Source organism: Bacillus sp. GC_Bacil_1, from assembly GCF_026540675.1.
GTDB classification, from domain to species: Bacteria; Bacillota; Bacilli; order Bacillales; family Bacillaceae_G; genus Bacillus_A; species Bacillus_A cereus.
On record NZ_JALNUG010000002.1, the window covers coordinates 155,023 to 178,594 of the forward strand.

Here is a 23,572-nt window from a genome sequence, read left to right on the forward strand (position 1 = left end):
ACTATGAAATCATTAATCAAAACGACATGTACAGCATTATTATTTACTGGAATATTAACAGGATGTAATAGTAATACTACATCAAAACAAGAAAAGAGCGCTCTCGAAAAGAATGCAATGCACTATGGAGAAATAGTTAAAAATGAATACTATAGAGCGACAGTTGAGAATGCAAAGTTTGAAAAAATAGACAAAGAGCGGCGCCTTACTACTCGTGTTATGATTAATAATGTTCGAGACGATGGACAAACTATTGATCTTTCGGAAATAAAATATTTCATACAAGATGAAAAAACTGGTGAGAAATATGAAGGTGAAGCTCATCCGATAGATGACGAGCACTATAAAAATGTTCCACACGAATTCTCTTTAACTACTGACATTGTGTTTGAACTGAAAACTTCACCAAAAGATTTAAATAATATGTATTTATACATAGATAGCAAAGCTGCGCCGTTAACAAATACATATTGGAAGCTTGATAATTTAGTATCTAAATAGAAAGACCAGTCTTATACGACTGGTCTTTTTACATTTATACATTTAACACTTTCATTAACACTTATATTAATTTTCTAATAACAACTTGAATAACATCAGCTAAACCAGTGTGCCCTTTCCCTTCAACTCGCTCTTGTTCTCCATTAAAGAAATGAATTACCTTATGTTCTTCACACCAAGTAAGGATATCAATTGGATCATACAGCATATCAACATCTTTTGGTCCACCAGTACTATAGTTTATTTGTTTTTTTGAGTAAACTTCAAACATAATTAATCCACCAGGTTTTATCGTTTGTATCATTTTATCTAATATCATTTTTTTATAATCATCATGAAAATGTCCAAATACCATAATTGCCGCATCATATTCATTTTCTGGCAAACTATCAGCTAATAAATCTACTTTTTTTGTATGCACGTTTACGTTATGCTTCTCTGCCAATTTTTTTGTCTTTTCTAATCCATCTTCCGAATAATCAATAGCTGTTACTTCGTTCCCTTGTCTTGCTAGAAATACAGCATTTCTACCTTCTCCCTCCGCAAATGCTATTACTTTATTGTGATTTGCTAAACGAAATGCTTGTTCTTTAATAAATGTATTAGGTTCTTCCCCGTAAAAATATTCATCTGATTTATATCGATCATTCCAAAAATTATTCATCATCTTCTCTCCTTCTTCATATCATTTTCTAACTACAATTAAAGATATTAAAGAGCCTTTTTATCCTTAATTAATTTAAAAATAAAAGCAGATTAAAAATCCACTTTTATTTTTTTCGCAAGATCTACGATTTTTTGATTTCTTAACTCTTCTTCCATTTTCTCTTCTGCTGCGAGCATTGCCTCATTAATTAAACATCCAGGTTTGTCATGTAAACAACAGTCAAACAATGATGTTTTGCCTTCAATTGCATGTATAATATCTAAAAATGAAATATCTTCCCAATTCTTACTAAGCGAGTAACCGCCCTTTGGACCAGATGATGAGTGTATCATCCCTTCCTTCGTCAACTTAGTTAGTATTTTAGACAAGTACGTTGGTGAAACATTTTGCATTTCTGCTAATTGGTGAACACTAACTAACTTATTTGGTGTGGCCTTTGCCAGAAAAAGCATTGTATGAAGAGCATAATTTGTAGCTTTAGAATATTTCATAGTACAGCTCCTATTGTAGACTTCATGTATCTACAATAACTTTATTTTTTTATTATGTCAAACGTTTGTAATACTCCATACAACATTATTTCTTCACAAGTAATACATCTGCTGCGCAAATCGTCACTTCTCTAAATGGAGAGTCAAATAAAACACCTAGTTCAAAACCATCTTCAGTAAGAGCTATTTCATGATATAGCCACCAAGAACTGTCAAAGCTTTCCTGCACAGAACACTTTGTTACTCCTATAAAGGTTACTTCAAGTTTATCAAATTCACTAAAAGTACCACTGCAATCTAATACGATAGACAAAGTATCTTCTGAATCTCTCTTTATTACTTTAATTACACTATCGTGTAGTGATGTCTTGTGTAACTGAGCGACATTTGACGGAAGTTTTTTCTCAATGGAATTAAAATATTCTACGTATGATTGATCTAATTGTGCCATTCTTTTCTCATAATCTGTTGTCCACTCTTGCATAAGTTTTTTCAGTTCACCTGATGGGTATTCTGAATTAATTTTTATGTTTTGTATAATTGAGTATATCGATTCAGGAAGGAATTTTAATAAATCTATTTTCCTTTCCTCTATTTCTTCCTTTAAACTTTGTATATCCATTTCCGACCATTCTTTTATAGACTCTATAAAACTTACAAATTCTAAAACTTGCATTTTTTTATACCATTCTCTTGTAAAATATTTCAATGACACCTCTCCTAAAATATCTTTACATCCAGTAAAAGCAATACATCCACTTATTATATCATTCCAATAACCATTTTTTCTAAAGAAATAATGTAAAAATGTAAATATTCCGCCTATTATTTCTAAAACTTCAGAATATTTACAAAAGTATAAAATTAGAATACATTTTAGCTGTACAAGATTCACCTGTACAAAAATTCAAACAAAAAGGGATGGTTATATGTTGAAGAAATTAGTAGCAGGGACATTAGTAGCTGGTTTTGCATTAACTGGAGGACTAGGTGCAGTAAGTGCTGAGGAAAAAAGTAACACAATTAAGTCATTTGATTATTTAAAAGTGGATGAACAAAATGTTAATTCATTTGCAAAATTAAGTGATCAGGATAAGAAAGATATCCAAATTACTATGGTATTACCAGAGCAAAATGAAAATGGAGATTGGCTAGCTTATGGTTTTACTAGCCGTGAAACATTGGATGCGTATATTGCAAAGGATAAAAAAGCAATTAAAAATAATATTAATCCTTTAGGTAGCGGTGCTGGTAGTACTGATTTTTACGAACATAAAGATAAAGGTGGTCAATATATTTACTGGAGCAGCGGCTTTAAAAACTTACCATCTAGCTGGAATGACAGAATTTCTTCTGTAAGTACAGCGTCACCTTCTGCAAGTTATTCAACGACACTTTGGGAGCACACTTCAACACAAGGATATGGAAAAGGTGTTATATTTAAACACGCTGATTGGTATGGTAAAACTGCTAATTTAGCTCCTGATTGGAACGATATTACTTCAGCGATTGAAATTAAAAAATAATAAGATATTCTATTAATAAAAAATCAAACCACTATTCTCTTATTTGTTTAGAGAATAGTGGTTTATTATATTTCCATTTAAGCATGTACAGCATGTCCTACCGCTTGCATTAACGCTTCATGAATTGCTTCTGATAAAGTAGGGTGTGCTGCAATATAATCTCTCATTATATCAGCGGTAACTTCTGTATGAATCATTATGGTTCCTTGACCAATAAGTTCAGTTGCATGAGGACCGATAATAGAAATCCCTACAATTTCTTGGTATTTAGGTTCTACAATGACTTTTACTTTACCTACTTGTTCTCCTAAAATAAGAGCTTTTCCGTTCGCTGTAAAAGGAAATTCTCCGATGAGAATATCACCATATTGTTCTCTTGCACCTTTTTCACTTAACCCGACACTAGCTATTTCTGGAGCTGTGTATATACAACGGGGCACAGCGTGATAATTTACTTTCACGTCTTCTCCGCTTGCGTGTAATGCTGCTGTCGTTCCTTCATGGAAGGCAACGTGAGCAAGCTGAATTCCACCGATCACATCACCAGCTGCGTAAATATGCGATACGTTCGTTTGCATATGTTCATTCACAGCAATCCCTTTATTTGAAAACTGAACCCCTGCCTTTTCTAATCCTAATTGTTGCACTCGTGGTTTTCTTCCTACAGAAACAAGAACAAATTCTGGAGTTACTTCGTGAGTAATTCCCTCGTATTCAAATGAAGCTTGCTTCTTATAGTTATTTAAACCTTTTAAAACTGCTCCCGTAAAAATTTTCACCCCATCTTTTTCTAATTTCTCTCTTAAAGTATTCGCGATATCTTCATCTTCACCAGGTATTAATTGCGGTGCCATTTCAACTATCGATACTTTTGTGCCAAGTCTACTATAAATGCTTGCAAACTCGCATCCTATTACACCACCACCAACGATTAACAATGAAGATGGTACACTCTCAAGAGACATGGCATGGCTACTATTTAAAATCCATTTTCCATCAAACGGAGCGAATAGTAATTCTGTAGGTTCGGAACCAGCTGCGATAATAAAGCTCTCTCCATCAACTACTTCTTCTTTATTTCCTTGTACAACTCGCATACGATGATCCGTTTCGAATTTCGCTGTTCCTTTTACAACTTTAATTTTATTTTTCTTCATTAAATATTGTATTCCTTGGACGAGTTGCATTACGATTTGTGATTTCCTCGCCTGTATTTGATCCCAATCAATTGATATACTTCCTGTATTAAGCGTAACCCCATAATCATTCGCTTTTCTCACAATGTCATGTACTTCAGCACTTTCTAACAGTGATTTCGTCGGCATACACCCAACATTTAAACATGTTCCGCCAAGGTCAGCTTCATCAATAAGAGTGACATCTTTGCCATTTTGAGCCGCGGTAATTGCTGCTACATAGCCAGCAGGTCCGCCCCCAATAACAACTAATTTACTCATTCTCTCACCTTCTCTTTATAAAAGAATTGTTATAGGTTCTTCTAAATAATGTTTAATTGTGCGTAAAAATGCAGCTGCTGGTGCACCGTCTAATACACGATGATCGAATGTTAAACTTAAAGGTAACATACTTCCTTTTCTTAATTTTTTCCCTTTAAATACAGGAACATGTTCAATTGCACCTACACCTAAAATACCAGTTTCAGGTGTATTTAATACCGGTGTGAAATATTCAATACCAAAGCTACCTAAATTACTAATTGTAAATGTCGTTCCGTGCATATCATCACTACTTAAGCTACCTGCTCGTGCCTTTTGTGCCACATTCTTAATCTCTTTAGACAACTCTACTAAAGATAAATTATTTGCAAAGCGAATAGCTGGAACGACTAACCCTTTTTCTAATGCGACTGCCATGCCTAAATGCACATGTTCAAATTGATGAATTGCATCATCTATATAAGCGCTGTTCATTTCTTTATGCTCTCCAAGTGCTAATACAACAGCATGCGAGACGAAATCCGTAATAGTTAATTTATTATCATATCTTTTTTGTACAACTTCCGCTATTTCTTTATGTAAAGCAACTAAATCTGTTACATCTACTTTCATCGTTAACGTTAATTGTGCGCTATTTTGTAAGCTTGCGTGCATACGATTTGCGATTGCTTTACGCATACCAGTAACAGGAATCGCTTTACTTTCTTCTCGTTCAGATATTTCCGGAACGTTTACTCTTACCTCAAGTGCTTTTAATACATCTGCCTTTGTAATCCTTCCGCCAGGACCTGTACCAACTAATGCCTTGATATTCAGATTTTCAGACTTTGCAATTTTCTTGGCTACAGGTGAAATTTTAATTCTTTGCTTCGATACTTCTTTCCCATTTGCTTCTTGATTTTGTACATTTTGTACTTCTATATTAGATGTTTTTTCTTCTACAACATGTGTGCTTTCCTGCATTTCTACCTTTTCATTCGGTTTACCGATGTAGCAAATTACAGTACCGGGCGGCACTCCTTCATCTTCACTTACAGCTATATCAAGTACCGTACCATCAGCTGGCGCTTCAATTTCCGTTTCAATTTTTTCTGAATTAATACTAGCAATTAGTTCTCCCTTTGCTACATTATCGCCTGCTTTAATATTCCAGCTCGTAATAATACCTTCTTTCATCGCCATACCTAACTTCGGCATTACAACTTCTACAGCCATGTCTCTCTCTCCCTTCTCATCGTTTTATTACACATGTAATAAAGATTGGTCTCCGATCATTTCTGATACAGTTTCAATTACTTTTTCTGGTGTTGGCAAATACAACTTTTCAAGTGGTGGTGAGAACGGAACAGGTGTATGTGGTGCTGTAATTCGTTTAATAGGTGCATCTAACAAATCAAAACCTTTATCCGCTACAATTGCCGCAATATCTGTTGCAATACTACATCTAGGATTCGCTTCGTCAATGACGATAAGACGATTTGTTTTTTCAACAGATGATAAAATAGTATCTTCATCAAGTGGTGATAAAGATCGTGGATCAATTACTTCTACTTCAAGCCCCTTTTTCGATAATTGCTTTGCAGCTGCAAGCGCTGTATGAACTTGCTTTCCGATTGCGACAATTGTTACATCAGAACCTTCCCGTTTAATATCTGCTTTTCCTAATGGAATTGTATAGTATCCTTCTGGCACTTCACCTTTCATATTGTAAAGTGTTTTATCCTCAAAGAAGATTACTGGATCATCATCTTCAATTGCCGCTAATAATAAGCCTTTTGCATCATACGGTGTGGAAGGAACAACAACTTTAATACCTGGTATGCTCGTAAATAATGCGTACAAACTTTGTGAATGTTGAGCTGCTGCACTAAAACCAGCGCCATGCATCGTACGTACTGTAACGGGTACTTTTGCTTTACCTCCAAACATATAACGGAATTTCGCACCTTGGTTTAATACTTGGTCAAGACAACTACCGATAAAATCATTAAACATTAACTCAGCTATCGGACGTAACCCAGTTGCAGCAGCTGCCATCGCAGCTCCCATATAACCCGCTTCAGAAATTGGTGTATCCAATATACGATTTCGGCCAAACTCTTGTACAAGTCCTTTCGTAACACCAAGAACACCACCCCAAGCTTCATCATCTTGCAGGTGATCAACTTGTGCACCGCCTGCAACATCTTCACCTATTAAAATTACATTTTCATCATGACGCATTGAGATTTTCATCGCTTCATTAATTGCAGTTGACATACTTACTGTTCTAGTCATAATTTTTCACCCTCCTCTTATTTGTAAGAAACGTATACATCTTTTAATAATTCTTCATCGTCTGGGTATGGACTATTTTCACTAAATTCAATGGATCTTTGTACTGCATCATCTACTGCTTTTTCCATATCAACAAGTTCAGATTCTGTTAATAAACCTTCATGAATTAAATGCTTACGGAAATTCACAATTGCATCTTTTTCGTTTAAATGTTCTTCTTTTTCTTCTGATGTTTTATATGTTTGCGCTTCACCTTCGAAATGACCATAATTACGATATGTCATACATTCAATAATTGTTGGACCATCACCATTACGCGCACGTTCAACTGCTTCTGCAGCAGCTTTATATACAGCTAGAAGATCTTTTCCATCTACTTGAACACCTGGAATATTATAAGCTTTTGCGCGATCAGCGATAGAATCACAACTTGAAGCATATTCAAATGTAGTTGCTTCACCGTAACCGTTATTTTCTGCAATAAAAATAACTGGTAACTTCCAAATCGCCGCTAAATTAACCCCTTCATGGAATGTTCCTTCATTATTTGCTCCGTCACCGAAGAAGCAAACACTTACATCTTTTGTTCCTTTATATTTAGCTGTTAATGCTGAACCGCAAGCAAGTGGGAAACCCCCGCCTACAATGCCATTCGCACCAAGCATTCCTTTATCCAAATCGGCAATATGCATGGAACCGCCTTTACCTTTACATAATCCTGTCGCTTTCCCGAAAAGTTCAGCCATCATACCATTTAAATCACAACCTTTTGCGATACAATGTCCATGACCTCTATGTGTACTTGTAATACTGTCACTATCCGTTAAGTGGGCACATACACCAACTGCTACCGCTTCTTCACCTGCGTATAAATGAACGAAACCTGGCAAAACGCCTTGCGCGAACAATTCATGCACCTTATCTTCAAACTTACGAATTTCTAACATTTTTTCGTACATCCAATGAGCTTGTTCTTTCGTAATTTCATTCCCTTTACTTTCAGTTGTTTTTAACATGTCCAGCCCTCCTATTTTCTTGTTCGTCTTTTATATTGCAAGTATTGTGCCAATTTCGAATCCTTGTTTTAATAGGTTTTCTCTATCTTTTAACAATAAAAAAGTGGACAAAATGAGACGTTTGTCTCGTTTTGTCCACCTTTGTTCCCTTAATAAGAGAATTGTTACTTTATTCATTATCAAAGCTCTTCTGTAATTTTCGGATGTAAATAATTTGACCAATATGATATGCATTATGAGTTGTTACATTCGCTAGCACTTCCCACCACTTTGCAGAAACAGGAAATCCCACTACATCACTTTCAACCTTTTCTTCATTTATGAGATTTTGCCATTGTAACAGTTTTTCTAGTAGTTTTTCCCGTAATTCATCGAAAGTTTGATTATCTGAGAGCATAAAACTTTTGTTATTATCTCCTATAGCGGGTACTGCATTCACATTTGATTCTTTATACCTAGTTTGCCACGTAGAGTTCCAATACAGTAAATGTTGTACGATTTCAGCTATACTATTACTCTCTTCATTCGGTTTCCAGAAAGCTTCCCTCTCAGATAAATCCTTAACTGCATCTGAAAATGGCATATACCAACTGGGATCATTTGCATTCGCTAATAGCTGATCTGCTAATACATCTTTTACATGGACCATTTTTCTTCCCTCATTTCATTATCATATTAATATACACTACTCTATATACGCTGATTCCCTATGATCCCCTTTTTTTACATACAAATTGATTTCATACTAAATGTAAGAATAATAGATTTTCTTATCATAACTCGTTATGATAAAAGAAAAAGAAAGCTGGCGGAAAATGAATAAAAAAATCGCAATAATTACAGGAGCCTCAAGTGGATTTGGACTATTAACTACACTCGAACTCGCAAAAAAAGATTATTTAGTTATCGCTACAATGCGAAACCTAGAAAAACAAGGAACCTTACTATCCCAAGTTACTCAACTTAACTTACAGCACAATATAAAAGTTCAACAATTAGATGTAACAGATCAAAATTCTATACATAATTTCCAATTGTTTTTAAAAGAAATTAATAGAATAGATCTCCTTATAAATAACGCAGGATATGCAAATGGGGGCTTTTTAGAAGAAATCCCAGTAGACGAATATCGAAAGCAATTTGAAACGAACCTTTTTGGAGCTATATCAATTACCCAGCTTGTTTTACCATATATGAGAAAACAAAGAAGTGGAAAAATCATTAATATAAGCAGCATTAGCGGCCAAGTTGGATTCCCTGGTTTATCTCCTTATGTATCTTCAAAATATGCATTAGAAGGCTGGAGTGAATCGCTTCGCTTAGAATTAAAACCTTTCGGAATAGATGTCGCTTTAATTGAACCTGGTTCTTACAATACAAATATATGGGAGGTTGGTAAACAACTAGCTGAAAACCAATCTGATACAACATCTCCTTACAAAGAATATATGGATAAAATACAAAAACATATTAATAGCGGTAGTGATACATTTGGTAATCCGATAGATGTTGCTAATAAAATCGTTGAAATTGCTGAAACAAAGCGTACTACTTTACGATATCCTATTGGAAAAGGTGTAAAATTTATGATCTTTACGAAGAAGATTCTTCCTTGGAGATTGTGGGAACACCTTGTTTTGAGAAGCTTTAAGAAGATGTAATAAACTTTTTGAAAACTATTTTGAAAGAGGTGCTAATTAAATGTTAGGTTTACCGTATGGGAAAGTGTTTTTAGTGCCGTGGACTGAAGAATGGGAAATTGAGTTTATGAAAGAGAAACAAATCATTGAGGAACAAATTGGCGAACATATTTTAGCGATACACCATATTGGTAGTACTTCTATTCCATATTTAAGTGCAAAGCCAATTATTGATATAGCAATTGAATTAGAAAATTATACGGACGGTATACATTTTATTAAAAAGTTAGAACTACTAAACTATAAATATAGAAAAGAAGTATTACCCGAAAGATACTATTTTAATAAAAGTGAACCAAGAACTCATCAAATTCATATATATGAACAAGGGAATACATATTTAATAGAACAATTACAATTTCGTGATTACTTAAAAGACAATAAAACTGCACGCATGCAGTATGAACAGTTAAAAATTCAACTTTCACAAGCTAATCCTACTGATAAACATAAGTATGCAGAGGATAAAACTAATTTCATTACATCTATATTAACTAAAATAAATGCTTAAATAAACAAGAAACCATTTAGTAGTAAATGGTTTCTTGCTTATTAGTTATTTCATTATTTGTACTATCAAATTTTTATTATACAGCAGGTGGAAAGAAGTAAAATAGTATCGAAGTCATAAAAATAAACGTGAATACCCCAATTACCGAAAATATATATTCTTTCGATTCTTTATCATACTTCCATTCCATCAATGCTCTTAAGATTAACGTCCCACCTAAATAAGTAAAAATGACATAAGCGATATTAACACTTTCAAATTTAAAGATAAATATAAAGCTAGTTATTAAATAAATAAAAAGTAGTCCTATTTCCAATTTTTTATGTAAACTATTTACATGTTTCTTATATCCCCAAAAACCACCCTTGGGCATATTCAATTTTTTTCTTAAAAACTTATCGAGAAAGTAGACAGCTATACAAAAAACAATAGTTATAATCCCAAAAGTAGAAGCTCCCATTTTCACCCCTCCTATTATTTCATTTAATTACTTGAAATAAATTGGACTATATTACGGTTATCCCCTTCTAAATAACTTATGATGCCTTCAGGATATGTCGGCTTCTCCTGTAATTCCTCTAGACTTTTCCAAATTAATATAATATCCTCATGCTCTTTATGCCTTATTTCATTTGTAATGATTTTTTCAACAGTCCCCCAATGTATCAATGTACAATGATGACCATTTTCGTTGCCCCACTCAAAAATATGTTCATTTACAATTGCTAACTCTTGAACATCAACTTTCAAATCGTATTCTTCTATTAACTCTCGAATTATTGCTTCTTTTGACGTTTCACCAAATTCAATAGAGCCACCTGGAAAACGATAAAATGATTCATTCTCATCACATTGTACTAGTACTTTTGAATGTTCGTCGTTTACAATCATTACTTCAGCCCGTAAACGTGGTCTTATCATTTTCTCACCCTTTATTTGTATGACCATTCATCACCAATACGTATTATAGAATACATTCAAAATAAAACCTGTAATTATTAGTAACGGAACAATTCCAAACGAAATAATATATTCTTTTGCTTTCCTATCATATTTCCACTGCATATATCCTTGAAAAATGTACAACGTCATAAAAAAGAAAATTGGTATATAAGTCATGTACATTGGATTCAAAATTGAACCTATCATCATAAGTACTACATAAGAAATAATGATAATCCATTGCCCCCATTTATGTGATTGGCTGACATATTTACTATTCCATCCAGTTTGTCTCGGTATATTTAACTTCTTCCTCACAATTTTTTCTAAAAAGAATAAAATTATAATCCATAACAATAAGACAATTAGTTTCAAAAGAAACAGAAAGGCCTCCTCCTTTACCTTTTCTCCGGCTGATCACTCGGATACGTAGCACTCTCTTTATTTTCAACGTCCCAACTAATTATAGTCGCACTATCGCGTCCGAATTGATGATGAACGTGCTCTAATACATGATGAACACTTTCTTCAAGTTTTTTATTATTTCTATTCATATTATTATACAGATTTACTGGCGTTTCATATCGGCGTTCCCCGCATTCTAATACTCCATCTGTCACCATTACAATTCGGTTCTTTCCAGTACGTAATTCACGAATACCTGATGAATAACAAGGAACAGGTAAATCAAATGTGTTTACATTTCCAATCCATTCGTAAAAATGACGTTGATTTAATGCATATTGTCCTAACTTATGTAACTCTTCATGAAATACATACACTAAACAATCACCAATAGAAAGCCACCATATATAATTTTCTTTTCTTACACATAGTAAGCAAGCTGTTTCACCTTGTATTCTTTTACACTTTTCCTTAAATGAAGATGACTGAAAAATTGTCAGTATATGATTTTCAATAGATTGAAACACTGTATTAATTGGTTCATTCAAAATTACTTTTATATTTTCATATTCTTTTTCGATTGTATTTACTACTAAATCAACACTTTCTGCACTATTATGTCCATCTAATATAGCTGCAAATTCCCATTCACCATTTGACCAAACTAATACACCATCTTCATTCTTTTTCGCTCCAGCACTTATATTCCCGCCATATTTACCAAGTACAATATCACCATATTGCTTAACTGAAATTTCTCCTAAACACATTTCTATATTTCCAACCCATGAATATTGTGTATTATTTGTTGTATGCATACTCATTTACCATATACTTACGTATTCTTTCGCATAGTTTTTTTATTTTCTCTTCATCACCATATGGTGCACCAGTCCATTTCGCTACTTCGGTTGGTGACCAAAATTCTTTTGGTGTATTTGGATAACGTGGAATAATGTGCATATGCATATGTGGTACACCATTTCCTGAAATAAAAGTGTAAATATGCTCTGCACCTTCGCTTTCTTTTAGCGCTTTACTTACTCTACTTGTTATAAGTCCGAACGCTTTCGCTTCTTCATCTGTTAGTTCAGCAAGGCCAGGTACATGTCTTTTTATATCTATCATTACATAACCTAGGTATGTTTCTTCACTATCCCAGTAGACATGTCCAACGTAAACGAGTTCATCTTCGTAAATAGCTCCACCTGGAACTATAATATTTCCTTTATGTTTTTCGCAAATGAAGCAGTTTTGTTCTACTTGATTGTTTGTTGACATATCCATCACCATCCTTTTCATATATAATATCACAAAAAAAGGAAAAATAAGTTTCGTATTCCGAATTTTCATTCTCTTTATACAGCAATTTTTGAAATGAATTTACACCTCATTATTTCTTCAAAAACGCAATCCCAATTATAATCCCAATCACAATTCCGATTACTAAATTATTTGTAAAGTGCCCTTGAAATACACCGATTACAACCCCTATACCGACACCTATTGCCAAAGCATCATTTCTTTTTTTATTTTTAGCCAAAATTGCATCTCCTCCCATCATTTCTCCCTAAACAACATGCATTCACTTAAATGTATTAATATACGCACTATCTCGCTTGAATCTTTTCAAAAAATGCACTTTAACTTCATATATAATATTTTCCATTTTCTGTACATACTCCTTTTATAATGAAAAAATTTCAAGTAACCATTAAATATATATAGGCATTTACTATAAGAAAGATTCGTAATTTATTGAAGGAGGAACGATTCAAATGCATCCTCATTGGAATCCAAATATAAATCAACAGTATGTTTATTCCCCCATCCTGTAAGGAATACATTGCATCATGATTCACAATATATGATGCAGCGCATCGCAAGTCTTGAAAGTCAGTTAGCTAAATTAATCTCATTAATTGAAGAAAATAATCAATTAATTAAATCCATGGAACAACAGCAAAACCAAGTTTGTGCACCAGCTGGAGGTTCTGTTATCGTTCGTATGTAAACTGGATGCAATAAAAAACACACTTTGTAGTATAAAAGTGTGTTTTTTGGTCATTATTTTCTTTTCGTATGGAACCCTTGTGTAATTCGGTCTAATATAATTGCGATTACTACGATAGCTAATCCAGCTTCAAATCCCATTCCGATATTAACTTGTGTTACCGAGCGATATACATCAACTCCAAGTCCAGGAGCTCCTACAAGTGACGCTGTTACAACCATTGATAACGAAAGCATAATACTTTGGTTCACACCAGCCATAATCGTTCCGGTTGCAAGTGGTAATTGTACTTTAAATAGTTTTTGTGATGCAGTGGATCCAAATGCATTCGCTGCTTCAATTAAATCTTCTGGAACTTGTCTAATTCCTAAGTCAGTAAAACGAATTGTCGGTGGCATTGCAAAGATTACTGATGCAATAATTCCAGGTACTACACCTACTCCGAAAAATGTGATCGCTGGAATAAGGTATACGAATGCAGGCATTGTTTGCATAAAATCTAATGTTGGTTTTAAAAATTTTGAGAAACGTTCATTTTGAGATGCTAATATACCAATTGGAATTCCGACAATAATTGAAATAATAACTGACGTAAGTACGAGTGCTAATGTTTGCATCGTTTGTGCCCAGTAGTTAATATTCAAAATAAATAATAATCCAATAAGCGTAAAAATGACTAAAGATAGTTTTCTCGTTGTGTACCAAATGAGGAAACATAAGATAATAATCATCAATATGGCAGGAATTATTATTAAAAAATTAGTGAGTAAATCAACGAATCCACCAATAATATAAGAGAATCCTCGGAATAAGCCTTCAAAGTGCTCATATAAACTTACAACAAATGAGTCGACCCATTCCCCTAACGGAATACGCGGTATACTATTCATCGTCTTTCACCTCTTCCTCAATGTTTCCTGCAAGAGCTTGAATGACACTTTCACGTTTAATAATTCCTCTTAGCCTTTTCTTCTCATCGATTACTGGTAACGGATATTTCATCTCCGCCATTTTTGCATACGTCTCTTCCAGTAAAGTATCTAAATACACATGCGGAATATCATTAAGTAATAAATCAGCAATCGGCCACTGTTTTTGTACTGCCTTACTCGCATCATCCGCAGTTAATATACCTAAAAACTCATACTTTTTGTTTACAACATATACAGTTGAAACACCAGCATTCCTCATAATTTGAAGGGCTACACGAGGTCCACGATCAATTAATAAAGTTTCTGGTCGTTTTAAAATAGACTCCGCCGTAATTACTTTTCCTAAATTCACGTCCGCAACAAACTTTTCTACAAATTCATTAGCGGGGCTCATCATAATTTCTTCTGGCGTTCCAATTTGAACGATTTCTCCATCTTTCATTAATGCGATACGATCTCCAATTCGAAGCGCTTCATCTAAATCATGCGTAATAAATATAATCGTTTTTTCCATTTTATCTTGCAACTCTAACAATTCATCTTGCATTTCTTTTCGAATAAGTGGATCTAATGCACTGAATGACTCGTCCATTAGTAATACATCTGGATTATTCGTTAGCGCCCTTGCGATTCCAACGCGCTGCTGCATACCGCCACTAAGTTGACTTGGATAATTATCTTTATGATGATCGAGTCCTACTAACTGTAGCGATTCTAACGCTTTTTTCTCTCGCTCTTCAACCGGAACTCCTTGTATTTCTAACCCATATGCAACATTTTGTATAACTGTACGATGCGGAAATAGAGCGAATTTCTGAAATACCATACTCATTTTCGTTCTTCTTACTCTTCGTAACTCTTCTTTTCCCATCGTTGCGATGTCTTCACCATCTATGTATATATGACCTGCAGTTGGTTTAATCAATTGATTTAACATACGAACTAGCGTAGATTTCCCGCTACCAGACAAACCCATAATAACGAAAATTTCTCCAGAGTATACTTCAAACGTTGCTTTTTTCACCCCAACGTTCATTCCTGTCTCTTTTAAAATTTCCGATTTACTTTTTCCTTCTTTTAATAAGGAAAGGGCTCTTTGCGGATGTTTCCCGAATACTTTTGTTACGTTTTCAACACGCACCTTTGTATTATCCATGTCACTACTCCTTTTCTACCCATCTATTCACATAGTGTTGCGATTTTACAAAGAAATATTACATAAAAATGACATTCATAAGATTTCTTTAAAATTCTCGTTTCCGTTCATAATAAGAATGCTTACTTATACATTTATTTTATAAGGCAAACGTTACTTAGGAGGTTTTCAATGCGAAAGAAAATTTGGTTTATATGCCTTGCATTATTTATTACTATGATTTTCACTTCATGTAATGCAACAAATGCAAATTCGAAAGGGAAAATTAAACTTGGTGTAACAAGTTGGAAAGAAAATATTGCAACTGCAAACATGTGGAAAGTTTTATTAGAAGAAAAAGGCTACAAAGTTGAGCTCATGTATTTAGAAAAAGCCGCAATTTGGACTGGTGTTGCTCGTGGCGATGTTGATGCGAATTTAGAAGTATGGCTACCAGTTACAGATAAACCGCTAAACGATCGTTATAAAGATGATATTGTCTTAAAATCAAAATGGTACGAAGGTACTGGACTAGGTTTAGTCGTCCCTTCTTATATGAAAAATATAAACAGTATCGAAGATTTAAATGCTCATAAAGATGAACTAGATAATAAAATTGTCGGTATCGAACCCGGTAGTAGTCTTATGAATTTAACGAATAAAGCAATGAAAGAATATGATATAAAACTAAAACTTGTCCAATCCTCTGAAGCTGCGATGATGAGTGAACTAAAGAAAGCATATACAAAAAAGAAACCAATCGCTGTTACGCTTTGGAATCCGCATTGGGGGTTTTCAGAATTTGACTTGAAATATTTAAAAGACCCTAAGAAAGTATATGGTGAAAAAGATGACATTTATTACTCCGTTCGTAAAGGTTTCGAAAAAGATCACCCAGATGTTATAAAATACTTTGATAAATGGAAAATGAACGATGAACAGCTCGGTACGTTAATGGTCATGTTAAATAAAACAAAAGATCCTGAAGAAGCTGCGCGAAAATGGATTAAAAAAAATCAAGCATTAGTTGATGAATGGGTAAAGGATTAATAAAAAGGCTAGAGAATTAATATATCCTCTAGCCTTTTTCATCTTATTTTTTCGTAACAACATCATCTACAATCCCATATTCCTTCGCTTCTTCTGCAGTCATAAAATAATCTCTTTCTGTATCATGTGCTACTCTTTCAATCGGTTGGCCTGTTTTTTCTGCAATCATTTTATTAATATCATGCTTTAACTTTAATATTCTTTTCGCAGTTATTTCAATTTCTGTTGCTTGCCCTTGTGCACCACCAAGCGGCTGATGAATCATAATTTCACTGTTAGGGAGCGCAAACCGTTTTCCTTTTGCTCCAGATAATAATAGCAATGCACCAAATGATGCCGCAAAGCCCATGCACAGCGTTTGCACATCTGGTTTAATTAAATTCATCGTATCTAATATTGCAAAACCTGCTGTCGTTGAACCGCCGGGGCTATTGATGTATAAGAATATATCTTTCTCTGCATCTTCTGCTTCTAAAAATAATAATTGAGCTACGACACTACTCGCTACTTGATCATTAATTTCTGAACCGATAATAATAATGCGGTCTTTTAATAACCTTGAATATATATCATAGGAACGTTCTCCTAATTTTGTTTGTTCTACTACATATGGAATTGCATTCATTTTAAATCCCTCCAATACTTGTTATGCTGCGCAAAGCATACAACTGTAGGAAGAAGGTTGTTTCACATTAAATAATAAGACTGGCTGTTTAGATGGTAACTTAGTAAAATCTATTGACGGAAGCAGTTTCGTTAATAATTCCGGTCTCTCTTCTCGAATAGACGTTACTACAACTTCCATATCATCTGTGAATTCGACTATCTCGACCCCTTCTTCACTTACAGTTTTCAGCCTATTTCTACTCCGGAATAAAGAAGCTTTCACTGCACCTTCTGATACAGAACACACTTTAGCAATATCAGCGATACTATATTGAAAAACATCTTTTAATAATAAAATTGCGGATTGCTGTACATTTAATGAAGACAATACTTTCCCTACCATTTCATGCAAATCTGCAATGTTCTCATGTGGTTCTTCAGAAGTGATTTGTTCTCTTATTTTTTCATGAACAGACTTAGACTTCATCTGATCTAACCAACGATTTCTTGCTATTTTATAGACGAGTGTCATACAAATATCTTTATTTCTATATTTTTGAAGTACTTTACACACTGTTTCTTGGGCGAGATCTTCCCCATCCCATTTGTTTTTCGTTAAAAAAGTACAGTATCTTTTTAACTCTCCATATTGTTCAATTAAAAAGTTTATATTTGAATGATTCATATCGATACGGTTCTTTAAAACATGAGTTACTTTTGTGCACAAAATAACCACTCCTTTTCAGCGCTTACTTAATAAACGATTCAACATTAAAAAAAGTTACGGGGATATAAAAAAATAATGTTTATGTTCAATAATTCGCGGTCATAAATATGTTATGTACAATTTTACATGAGGAGGAACAAATTTGCCAAAATTAACAATTGAAGGTGCGGGAACATTTGATGTAAAAGAAGGAACGAAGTTAGTATTAGCAATTGAAGATAGCGGTGTCAACATTCTTCATCGTTGCGGCGGGAATGCACGTTGCACAACTTGTAGAGTAGAAATACTAGCAGGTGATTTCTGTGAAGCGAGTGCGAATGAGAAACATGCAATGACGGAAAAAGGGATTGAAGATCATTTACGATTATCTTGTCAAATGCGTGTACATAAAGATATAGTCGTTCGTCCGGTACTTACAGTTGAAAATTCAGGTCTTGATGCTGGACCGCGTCCGGCGGAGTAAAGCGATGAATTTAAAACAGCTCGCTGGCGAATATGCCGCTAACTTTGTAAATGATGGCATGAAGATTGGGCTTGGTACAGGTTCTACTGTATATTGGACAATACAAAAATTAGGTGAGCGTGTAAAAGAAGGATTATCATTTCAAGCTGTACCGACATCAAAGGAAACTGAAGCATTAGCACATCAACTAAATATCCCCCTAATTTCGTTAAACGACGTACAAAGTCTTGATCTTACAATTGATGGAGCGGATGAAATTGATTCAAATTTACAACTTATAAAAGGCGGTGGCGGTGCATTACTTCGTGAAAAAATCGTTGCCTCTTCCTCTAAAGAACTAATTATCATTGCTGATGAATCGAAACTTGTAACACATTTAGGTACTTTTCCATTACCTATTGAAATCATCCCTTTTTCATGGAAACAAACCGAAAATAAAATTCAGTCTCTAGGATGTCAAACAACATTACGTTTGAAAAATAATGAAACCTATATAACCGATAACAATAACATGATTATCGATTGTATATTCCCTAATCATATTTCTAATCCTGCCCATTTACACACTCAATTAAAAATGATTACTGGTGTAGTTGAAACAGGGTTGTTTATAAGTATGACGAGTAAAGTAATTATCGGCGCTAAAAATGGGATAAAGGAATTGTAATAAAAGCTAACTTTTTAAAGTTGGCTTTTTAGTATGTTCTTCTCTTAATAGCGCTTTATTATGATATACTATGAAAACACAAGCTGATTACACTAGAAAGGACTGAACATTTTGCAATCCAAACTTATAACAGAACTTGCTGATTTAGAAACTGCCTTTCATATTCGAAAAGAAGTATTTGTAAAAGAACAAGGTGTCCCTCTTGCAGATGAATTCGATACATTCGATGAAATCGGAGAGCAATGTAAACATATTTTAGTTTATTATAATGAGCTTCCTGTAGGTACAGGGCGTATACGATTTGTTGATGGCGTCGGAAAATTAGAACGTATTTGCATTTTAAAAGATTATCGTACATACGGATTAGGTAAAGTCATCATTCAAACGTTAGAAGAAATTGCTCGTAACGAACAAGCTACAAAAGTGAAACTACACGGGCAAACACAAGCTGAAGGATTTTATAAAAAATTAGGTTATGAAACTTCTTCTGATATATTTATGGAAGATGGCATTCCGCATATACTTATGACGAAAATGTTATCATAATAAAAAGGGTAGTGTATGAATCTTATGTATTCATACACTACCCTTTATTATTAATAGAAAAGTGAATTCTCAAGATTCTCTTTTGAAATCAAAGCCCATCATCTCTTAGTTCATATCTAGGTAAAGCTTACACTGTTTTCCATAATGATAATGCATAAATCCAGTTCGGATCACCATTTCCTTGATAACTCTGGACTGCTTCATATACTTTTCCTTCGTGTAGAACTCTATCTCCCTTTTTATATGCTTTTTTTGCATCCCACGCTTCATGTGAAGCGCTTTCAGTTTTTGTAGTAATTGTGAATATATCACTCTGTACGGATTCATTTCCAGCTACATCAACAGCTTTCACTACATATTTATAAGTAGTATTAGCGAGCAGATTTTTATCCATATAAGAAGTTGTATTGGATGTTGCAATCTTTTTCATTGACCCTTCTGTTTCTCTATAAATATCATAATGGTCTACACCAATATTATCGTCAGATGGACTCCACATTAAATCCACACTTGACGCTGTCGTTCCCATACTATGTAATCCTTTTGGTTGTGTTGGTGCTTCTGTATCAGGAGTCTCAACTGTCGTTTTTACTGTAAGCGCTGTACTTTCTTTCGATACATTGCCAGCTGCGTCAATTGCTTTTACAGTATAAGAGTATTCTGTACTTGGTTGTAACTTCTTATCAATAAAATGAGTCCCTGGTACTGTATCAATCATCTCTCCGTTACGGAAGATTTGATATCCTTTTACCCCTACATTATCCGTAGAAGCGTTCCATGTTAGTTCTACACTATTTGCTGTTACTTTTTGCGTCTGAAGTCCATTTGGAATACTTGGCGCTTCTATGTCTGGTTTCACATCATTAATAAGATTAACATCAATTACATTATAGAATGCATTTGCTGTATCAGCTACATCCCATACTGCTAAAATCACATGATATCCACTACGATCAGTAGGTACATTGATTTTATGAGTTAAATTATTTGAAGCTGCAGAACCATCATGTTGTACAGTTCCAATTGGTTCGAAATCTGCTCTTGTTAGCGCTTTATTTGGATTCCATCCTTTTTTAGTAATATAGTAATGCCACTTACTCGTTAAGTGAGGCGCAGTATACTTCCAAGTAAATGTATTTTCCCCACCAGTGATTGTATTTTTAAACCAACGATTTGCTGTTTGTTGATCTAAAATACCACCAAATTTTCCGCCTGCTGAAGCAATTTGTCCATCTACTGGACCACCTTGTGGGAAACCTTTTGGAGCTTCTAAACTTTGTGGTTCATACATAACACTTCCACAGTTTACATTTAGCGCACCATAAGTTGAACTACATAAAGCGGATCGGCTACCGGGCTTTTCAACAAAACCGTGCGCATAAGCATTTTGAGGAATAAGTGTCGTACTAATAATTCCAGCTGTTAATGCTACAGCTCCTAAACTTTTTTTGTTCATTTTCATATTTTGTAGTTGTTTTAAAAATCGATTATTCATGTTCATGTCTCCTTCTTGTTATACTTTGTAGTGGAATGTGGGCTTTGATGTAAAAGAATAACAAGAGACAAACTTGTACCGATGTATGTGTTAATTATGCATACACCGCAGTGAAATTATATTTTTCTTGTGAAACATTTCACTTTATGAATATATCATGACATAGAAATCACCTAAGTATGTGCAGAAGTTGTGCAGAAACAGTGAAATTATTACTAACATGTAAAACTAAGTCCTAACATTTTAAAATAAAATTTGAATATATTTATCTATCATCTTTACTTCATAATTGACAATACATTTAACTGGTTAACTTTTATTCTTATACTTATATCTCTCAGTGCCTTAGTTTTAACCATACTAGATATTAAAAATAAGAATTATAAAGTTAAATAAAAAGCATCCTATTTAGATGCTTTTCTAATGTATAATTTCATTTTTTCACTGACCTACAAATATAAAAATTTCATCAACAGCTTCCTTATATCCACCTGATTTTTGGAAAGATTTCTTCAAATTCAAAGCAACTTCTTTAAATGACGGATTATTTAATACCATTTCTACACTTTCACTTAGTTGATCCGCAGTTAATCCTTGCATTTGTAATTTTATTCCTGCTCCAAGACTCTCCACTTGCTTTGCGACTACTGGCTGATCTGCACTTTGCGGTATTACAACGAGCGGAACCCCGTTATACAGTCCTTCATGCGCACTGTTCATCCCGCCGTGTGTAATAAATAGTTTCGTATATGTAAGCAGCTCAGTTTGGGGTACATAGTTTTTCACAATGAAGTTTTTAGGAATTTCGCCTAGATCCCTTATTTTTGTTTTACTACCAATAGACATAACAATTGTATGCTCACTATTCTCAAAGGCCTTCATACACAGTTTATAAAAGTCAATCGCTTCATTAAAAACAGTACCTAATGAAATATAAATCGGACTTTTTTCTTCAATTGAAGTAAAATCAACGTCTCTGTTTTTCATTTGTGCAGAGATAGATGGTCCTACAAATTTATATGTTTCATCAAACGTATCACCAAAAGGCTGGAACTCCTTAATTGTATACACAATAGTAAGGGGTGCAGGATTACAGAAAACTTCATACGATGATTTTATTTCAACACCATATTTTTCAGCAATTCCCTTCGTTAAGTTTTGAAAATCATTCTGTATTTTATCATGAATTTCTACTGGGATATTTTTTGACAGATGACCTAACATTTGCTCAAAAGATTTTTCATCCTGCGCAAAAGATGTACATGAATTTATGGATGGCAATTTAAGAATTTGAGCAATTAAGTGCCCACAGCCAAACATAGAATCATGAATTATGTAATCAAAATGTTCACCTTCAATTTGTTCTAGAACACTAGGTATAACAACATCTGCTGTATGTAGAAGACCGTTTATTCTTTCCTGTAAATAATTTCTGCCTCCAGATAGAAACGCTTTTATAAATTTTTGATCGTCAATCGTTCGTACAGTAGCACCTGTCTTCTCAATTCGTTCCCTAAAAGCTTCTATTGAAAAATAAACGACCTCTTCACCGCGAGAAATCAACTCTTCTACAACTGGCAAAGTTGGATTTATATGTCCTTCTGATCCAGCGTTAATAAATAAAACACGCGCCATTATAAACACTCCTTACGTTAAATCATTCCTATGTTGGCAAGAGTATAGATCCCCTTCGTATCATGTTCCTGCTAAATTGACCTAGCAAGTCTAAAACCGAGATCTTCTATATGAAATGTAGGATGGCTTCGGCGACGACAAGTAGCGCCGCAACCTCTCGCTACCTCCGCCCAACTACCTCCACGAAAAATGCGGTATGATCCATACACTTTTTCATCATACAAATCATAGCACCATTCCCAAACGTTCCCTAACATATCATAGAGTCCCCATGCATTCGGTTCCTTTTGGCCAACGTCATGAATATGTCCATTTGAATTTTCATTATACCATGCTATATCATGAAGTTTCCCGTATGTATATCCGGTTGTACCTGCTTTACATGCATATTGCCACTCTGCCTCAGATGGCAATCGGTAGCCATTTGAATCTAACTTACATCTAACAATTTGACCACCATCACTAATAGAATAATATTCTTTTAATCCCGCTTTTTTTGAAAGTACATTACAAAACGTAATGGCATCGTTCCATGAAATATTGACAACTGGTTTATGATTTTTAACAAAATTATTTAATGTACTATTTGTAATAGCATCATATAGTTCCGTTGTTACAGCATACTTTGCAAGAAGAAATGGTTGAATTTGTACTAGCCATTCTTTTTTTATTCGATCATCTCTTAATACTACCTCTCCAGCTGGAATATTGACCATTAATGAATCGATTAGTTGAATTAAATCGTTAGTCATTTTCTATTCCTCCAAACGTTCATTTTATATGAACTTATAGTCATATACTCATTACAA

General features: G+C 34.1%; 30 protein-coding genes and 1 pseudogene. 9 read left to right on the forward strand and 22 right to left on the reverse strand.

Going from position 1 to position 23,572, the window contains the following annotated elements; genetic code table 11:
- The first annotated feature begins 3 nt into the window (after positions 1 to 3).
- Positions 4 to 501, forward strand: coding sequence for a hypothetical protein (locus OXT04_RS03795; protein ID WP_000838465.1), 498 nt, complete (start codon positions 4 to 6; stop codon positions 499 to 501).
- Between the two features lie 61 nt (positions 502 to 562).
- Here OXT04_RS03795 and OXT04_RS03800 read toward each other — a convergent pair whose 3' ends face one another.
- The 3 genes from OXT04_RS03800 to OXT04_RS03810 all read right to left on the reverse strand — a co-directional run bounded on the left by OXT04_RS03800 (position 563) and on the right by OXT04_RS03810 (position 2,368).
- Positions 563 to 1,168 (reverse strand): class I SAM-dependent methyltransferase, encoded by a 606-nt coding sequence (locus OXT04_RS03800; protein ID WP_002094049.1) that lies wholly within the window; start codon positions 1,166 to 1,168, stop codon positions 563 to 565.
- Positions 1,169 to 1,257: 89 nt separating this feature from the next.
- A complete protein-coding gene (locus tag OXT04_RS03805) occupies positions 1,258 to 1,659 on the reverse strand; it encodes an Rrf2 family transcriptional regulator (protein ID WP_000877649.1) in 402 nt (133 codons plus the stop codon).
- Positions 1,660 to 1,744: 85 nt separating this feature from the next.
- Positions 1,745 to 2,368 (reverse strand): DUF4085 domain-containing protein, encoded by a 624-nt coding sequence (locus OXT04_RS03810; protein WP_267413163.1) that lies wholly within the window; start codon positions 2,366 to 2,368, stop codon positions 1,745 to 1,747.
- Positions 2,369 to 2,588: 220 nt separating this feature from the next.
- On the opposite strand from OXT04_RS03810, the gene OXT04_RS03815 reads away from it, so the two are divergent.
- The gene (locus OXT04_RS03815; protein WP_000914433.1) at positions 2,589 to 3,185 is read left to right on the forward strand and encodes a hypothetical protein; all 597 of its coding nucleotides are present in this window, start codon (positions 2,589 to 2,591) and stop codon (positions 3,183 to 3,185) included.
- Positions 3,186 to 3,262: 77 nt separating this feature from the next.
- Here OXT04_RS03815 and lpdA read toward each other — a convergent pair whose 3' ends face one another.
- Genes lpdA through OXT04_RS03845 form a run of 6 tightly spaced genes read right to left on the reverse strand, consistent with a single transcriptional unit; the run spans position 3,263 to position 8,584 of the window.
- Positions 3,263 to 4,642: a dihydrolipoyl dehydrogenase gene (lpdA, locus tag OXT04_RS03820; protein ID WP_000041188.1), complete on the reverse strand. Its 1,380-nt coding sequence runs from the start codon at positions 4,640 to 4,642 to the stop codon at positions 3,263 to 3,265.
- A gap of 15 nt (positions 4,643 to 4,657) precedes the next feature.
- On the reverse strand, positions 4,658 to 5,857 hold the full coding sequence (locus OXT04_RS03825; RefSeq protein WP_000257778.1) for a dihydrolipoamide acetyltransferase family protein: 1,200 nt from the start codon (positions 5,855 to 5,857) through the stop codon (positions 4,658 to 4,660).
- A 27-nt stretch (positions 5,858 to 5,884) separates the two neighbouring features.
- Positions 5,885 to 6,919 (reverse strand): acetoin:2,6-dichlorophenolindophenol oxidoreductase subunit beta, encoded by a 1,035-nt coding sequence (gene acoB, locus OXT04_RS03830; RefSeq protein WP_098508473.1) that lies wholly within the window; start codon positions 6,917 to 6,919, stop codon positions 5,885 to 5,887.
- 17 nt (positions 6,920 to 6,936) lie between these two features.
- Positions 6,937 to 7,935 (reverse strand): acetoin:2,6-dichlorophenolindophenol oxidoreductase subunit alpha, encoded by a 999-nt coding sequence (gene acoA / locus OXT04_RS03835; RefSeq protein ID WP_000921262.1) that lies wholly within the window; start codon positions 7,933 to 7,935, stop codon positions 6,937 to 6,939.
- 30 nt (positions 7,936 to 7,965) lie between these two features.
- On the reverse strand, positions 7,966 to 8,112 hold the full coding sequence (locus OXT04_RS03840; RefSeq protein WP_001045415.1) for a hypothetical protein: 147 nt from the start codon (positions 8,110 to 8,112) through the stop codon (positions 7,966 to 7,968).
- On the reverse strand, positions 8,105 to 8,584 hold the full coding sequence (locus OXT04_RS03845) for a DinB family protein (RefSeq protein ID WP_000233794.1): 480 nt from the start codon (positions 8,582 to 8,584) through the stop codon (positions 8,105 to 8,107). The genes OXT04_RS03840 and OXT04_RS03845 overlap by 8 nt, the downstream gene beginning before the upstream one ends.
- A 166-nt stretch (positions 8,585 to 8,750) precedes the next feature.
- Here OXT04_RS03845 and OXT04_RS03850 point away from each other — a divergent pair, with 166 nt between their 5' ends.
- Together OXT04_RS03850 and OXT04_RS03855 are read left to right on the forward strand one after the other, a co-directional pair.
- A complete protein-coding gene (locus OXT04_RS03850; RefSeq protein ID WP_267413164.1) occupies positions 8,751 to 9,596 on the forward strand; it encodes an oxidoreductase in 846 nt (281 codons plus the stop codon).
- Positions 9,597 to 9,636: 40 nt separating this feature from the next.
- A complete protein-coding gene (locus OXT04_RS03855; RefSeq protein ID WP_000901209.1) occupies positions 9,637 to 10,146 on the forward strand; it encodes a GrpB family protein in 510 nt (169 codons plus the stop codon).
- A gap of 76 nt (positions 10,147 to 10,222) precedes the next feature.
- On the opposite strand, the gene OXT04_RS03860 is transcribed toward OXT04_RS03855, so the two are convergent.
- The 6 genes from OXT04_RS03860 to OXT04_RS03885 form a co-directional block, all read right to left on the reverse strand.
- Positions 10,223 to 10,606 (reverse strand): DUF4181 domain-containing protein, encoded by a 384-nt coding sequence (locus OXT04_RS03860; protein WP_000501282.1) that lies wholly within the window; start codon positions 10,604 to 10,606, stop codon positions 10,223 to 10,225.
- Between the two features lie 23 nt (positions 10,607 to 10,629).
- Positions 10,630 to 11,067 carry an NUDIX domain-containing protein gene (locus OXT04_RS03865; RefSeq protein ID WP_000620919.1) on the reverse strand — a complete coding sequence of 146 codons (438 nt, stop codon included), beginning with the start codon at positions 11,065 to 11,067 and terminating at the stop codon, positions 10,630 to 10,632.
- 30 nt (positions 11,068 to 11,097) lie between these two features.
- The gene (locus OXT04_RS03870) at positions 11,098 to 11,463 is read right to left on the reverse strand and encodes a DUF4181 domain-containing protein (RefSeq protein ID WP_098661942.1); all 366 of its coding nucleotides are present in this window, start codon (positions 11,461 to 11,463) and stop codon (positions 11,098 to 11,100) included.
- A 23-nt stretch (positions 11,464 to 11,486) separates the two neighbouring features.
- Entirely contained in the window at positions 11,487 to 12,311 is an 825-nt protein-coding gene (locus OXT04_RS03875) for a PP2C family serine/threonine-protein phosphatase (RefSeq protein ID WP_000557601.1), read from the reverse strand.
- Complete coding sequence (locus tag OXT04_RS03880) at positions 12,295 to 12,795, reverse strand: HIT family protein (protein WP_267413180.1); 501 nt, start codon at positions 12,793 to 12,795, stop codon at positions 12,295 to 12,297. Before OXT04_RS03880 ends, OXT04_RS03875 begins: the two co-directional genes overlap by 17 nt.
- Positions 12,796 to 12,886: 91 nt before the next feature.
- Complete coding sequence (locus OXT04_RS03885; RefSeq protein WP_000508401.1) at positions 12,887 to 13,054, reverse strand: glycine zipper domain-containing protein; 168 nt, start codon at positions 13,052 to 13,054, stop codon at positions 12,887 to 12,889.
- Between the two features lie 217 nt (positions 13,055 to 13,271).
- Here OXT04_RS03885 and OXT04_RS03890 point away from each other — a divergent pair.
- Positions 13,272 to 13,507 (forward strand): annotated as a pseudogene (locus OXT04_RS03890) (hypothetical protein).
- Between the two features lie 53 nt (positions 13,508 to 13,560).
- Here OXT04_RS03890 and OXT04_RS03895 read toward each other — a convergent pair.
- On the reverse strand, positions 13,561 to 14,397 hold the full coding sequence (locus tag OXT04_RS03895; protein ID WP_001084773.1) for an ABC transporter permease: 837 nt from the start codon (positions 14,395 to 14,397) through the stop codon (positions 13,561 to 13,563).
- The gene (locus tag OXT04_RS03900) at positions 14,390 to 15,595 is read right to left on the reverse strand and encodes a quaternary amine ABC transporter ATP-binding protein (RefSeq protein WP_000370606.1); all 1,206 of its coding nucleotides are present in this window, start codon (positions 15,593 to 15,595) and stop codon (positions 14,390 to 14,392) included. The genes OXT04_RS03895 and OXT04_RS03900 overlap by 8 nt, the downstream gene beginning before the upstream one ends.
- 171 nt (positions 15,596 to 15,766) lie before the next feature.
- Between OXT04_RS03900 and OXT04_RS03905 the strand changes: the two genes are divergently transcribed.
- Positions 15,767 to 16,624 (forward strand): glycine betaine ABC transporter substrate-binding protein, encoded by an 858-nt coding sequence (locus OXT04_RS03905; RefSeq protein ID WP_001227615.1) that lies wholly within the window; start codon positions 15,767 to 15,769, stop codon positions 16,622 to 16,624.
- A gap of 43 nt (positions 16,625 to 16,667) precedes the next feature.
- On the opposite strand, the gene clpP is transcribed toward OXT04_RS03905, so the two are convergent.
- Positions 16,668 to 17,249, reverse strand: coding sequence for an ATP-dependent Clp endopeptidase proteolytic subunit ClpP (gene clpP, locus OXT04_RS03910; protein WP_000991612.1), 582 nt, complete (start codon positions 17,247 to 17,249; stop codon positions 16,668 to 16,670).
- A 21-nt stretch (positions 17,250 to 17,270) separates the two neighbouring features.
- Entirely contained in the window at positions 17,271 to 17,957 is a 687-nt protein-coding gene (locus OXT04_RS03915) for an RNA polymerase subunit sigma-70 (protein WP_016512688.1), read from the reverse strand.
- Between the two features lie 142 nt (positions 17,958 to 18,099).
- On the opposite strand from OXT04_RS03915, the gene OXT04_RS03920 reads away from it, so the two are divergent.
- From OXT04_RS03920 to OXT04_RS03930, 3 genes are all read left to right on the forward strand, one after another.
- The gene (locus OXT04_RS03920; protein WP_001125388.1) at positions 18,100 to 18,420 is read left to right on the forward strand and encodes a 2Fe-2S iron-sulfur cluster-binding protein; all 321 of its coding nucleotides are present in this window, start codon (positions 18,100 to 18,102) and stop codon (positions 18,418 to 18,420) included.
- A 4-nt stretch (positions 18,421 to 18,424) separates the two neighbouring features.
- Positions 18,425 to 19,087, forward strand: a complete 663-nt coding sequence (rpiA, locus tag OXT04_RS03925; RefSeq protein WP_001049982.1) for a ribose 5-phosphate isomerase A — start codon at positions 18,425 to 18,427, stop codon at positions 19,085 to 19,087.
- 111 nt (positions 19,088 to 19,198) lie between these two features.
- Positions 19,199 to 19,633 carry a GNAT family N-acetyltransferase gene (locus OXT04_RS03930; protein ID WP_001190868.1) on the forward strand — a complete coding sequence of 145 codons (435 nt, stop codon included), beginning with the start codon at positions 19,199 to 19,201 and terminating at the stop codon, positions 19,631 to 19,633.
- Between the two features lie 127 nt (positions 19,634 to 19,760).
- Here OXT04_RS03930 and OXT04_RS03935 read toward each other — a convergent pair whose 3' ends face one another.
- From OXT04_RS03935 to OXT04_RS03945, 3 genes are all read right to left on the reverse strand, one after another.
- Positions 19,761 to 21,128 (reverse strand): lytic polysaccharide monooxygenase, encoded by a 1,368-nt coding sequence (locus OXT04_RS03935; RefSeq protein WP_001065161.1) that lies wholly within the window; start codon positions 21,126 to 21,128, stop codon positions 19,761 to 19,763.
- Between the two features lie 441 nt (positions 21,129 to 21,569).
- Positions 21,570 to 22,763 carry a macrolide family glycosyltransferase gene (locus tag OXT04_RS03940; RefSeq protein WP_000124876.1) on the reverse strand — a complete coding sequence of 398 codons (1,194 nt, stop codon included), beginning with the start codon at positions 22,761 to 22,763 and terminating at the stop codon, positions 21,570 to 21,572.
- Between the two features lie 71 nt (positions 22,764 to 22,834).
- Positions 22,835 to 23,515: a formylglycine-generating enzyme family protein gene (locus OXT04_RS03945; protein ID WP_078384587.1), complete on the reverse strand. Its 681-nt coding sequence runs from the start codon at positions 23,513 to 23,515 to the stop codon at positions 22,835 to 22,837.
- Positions 23,516 to 23,572 lie beyond the last annotated feature (57 nt).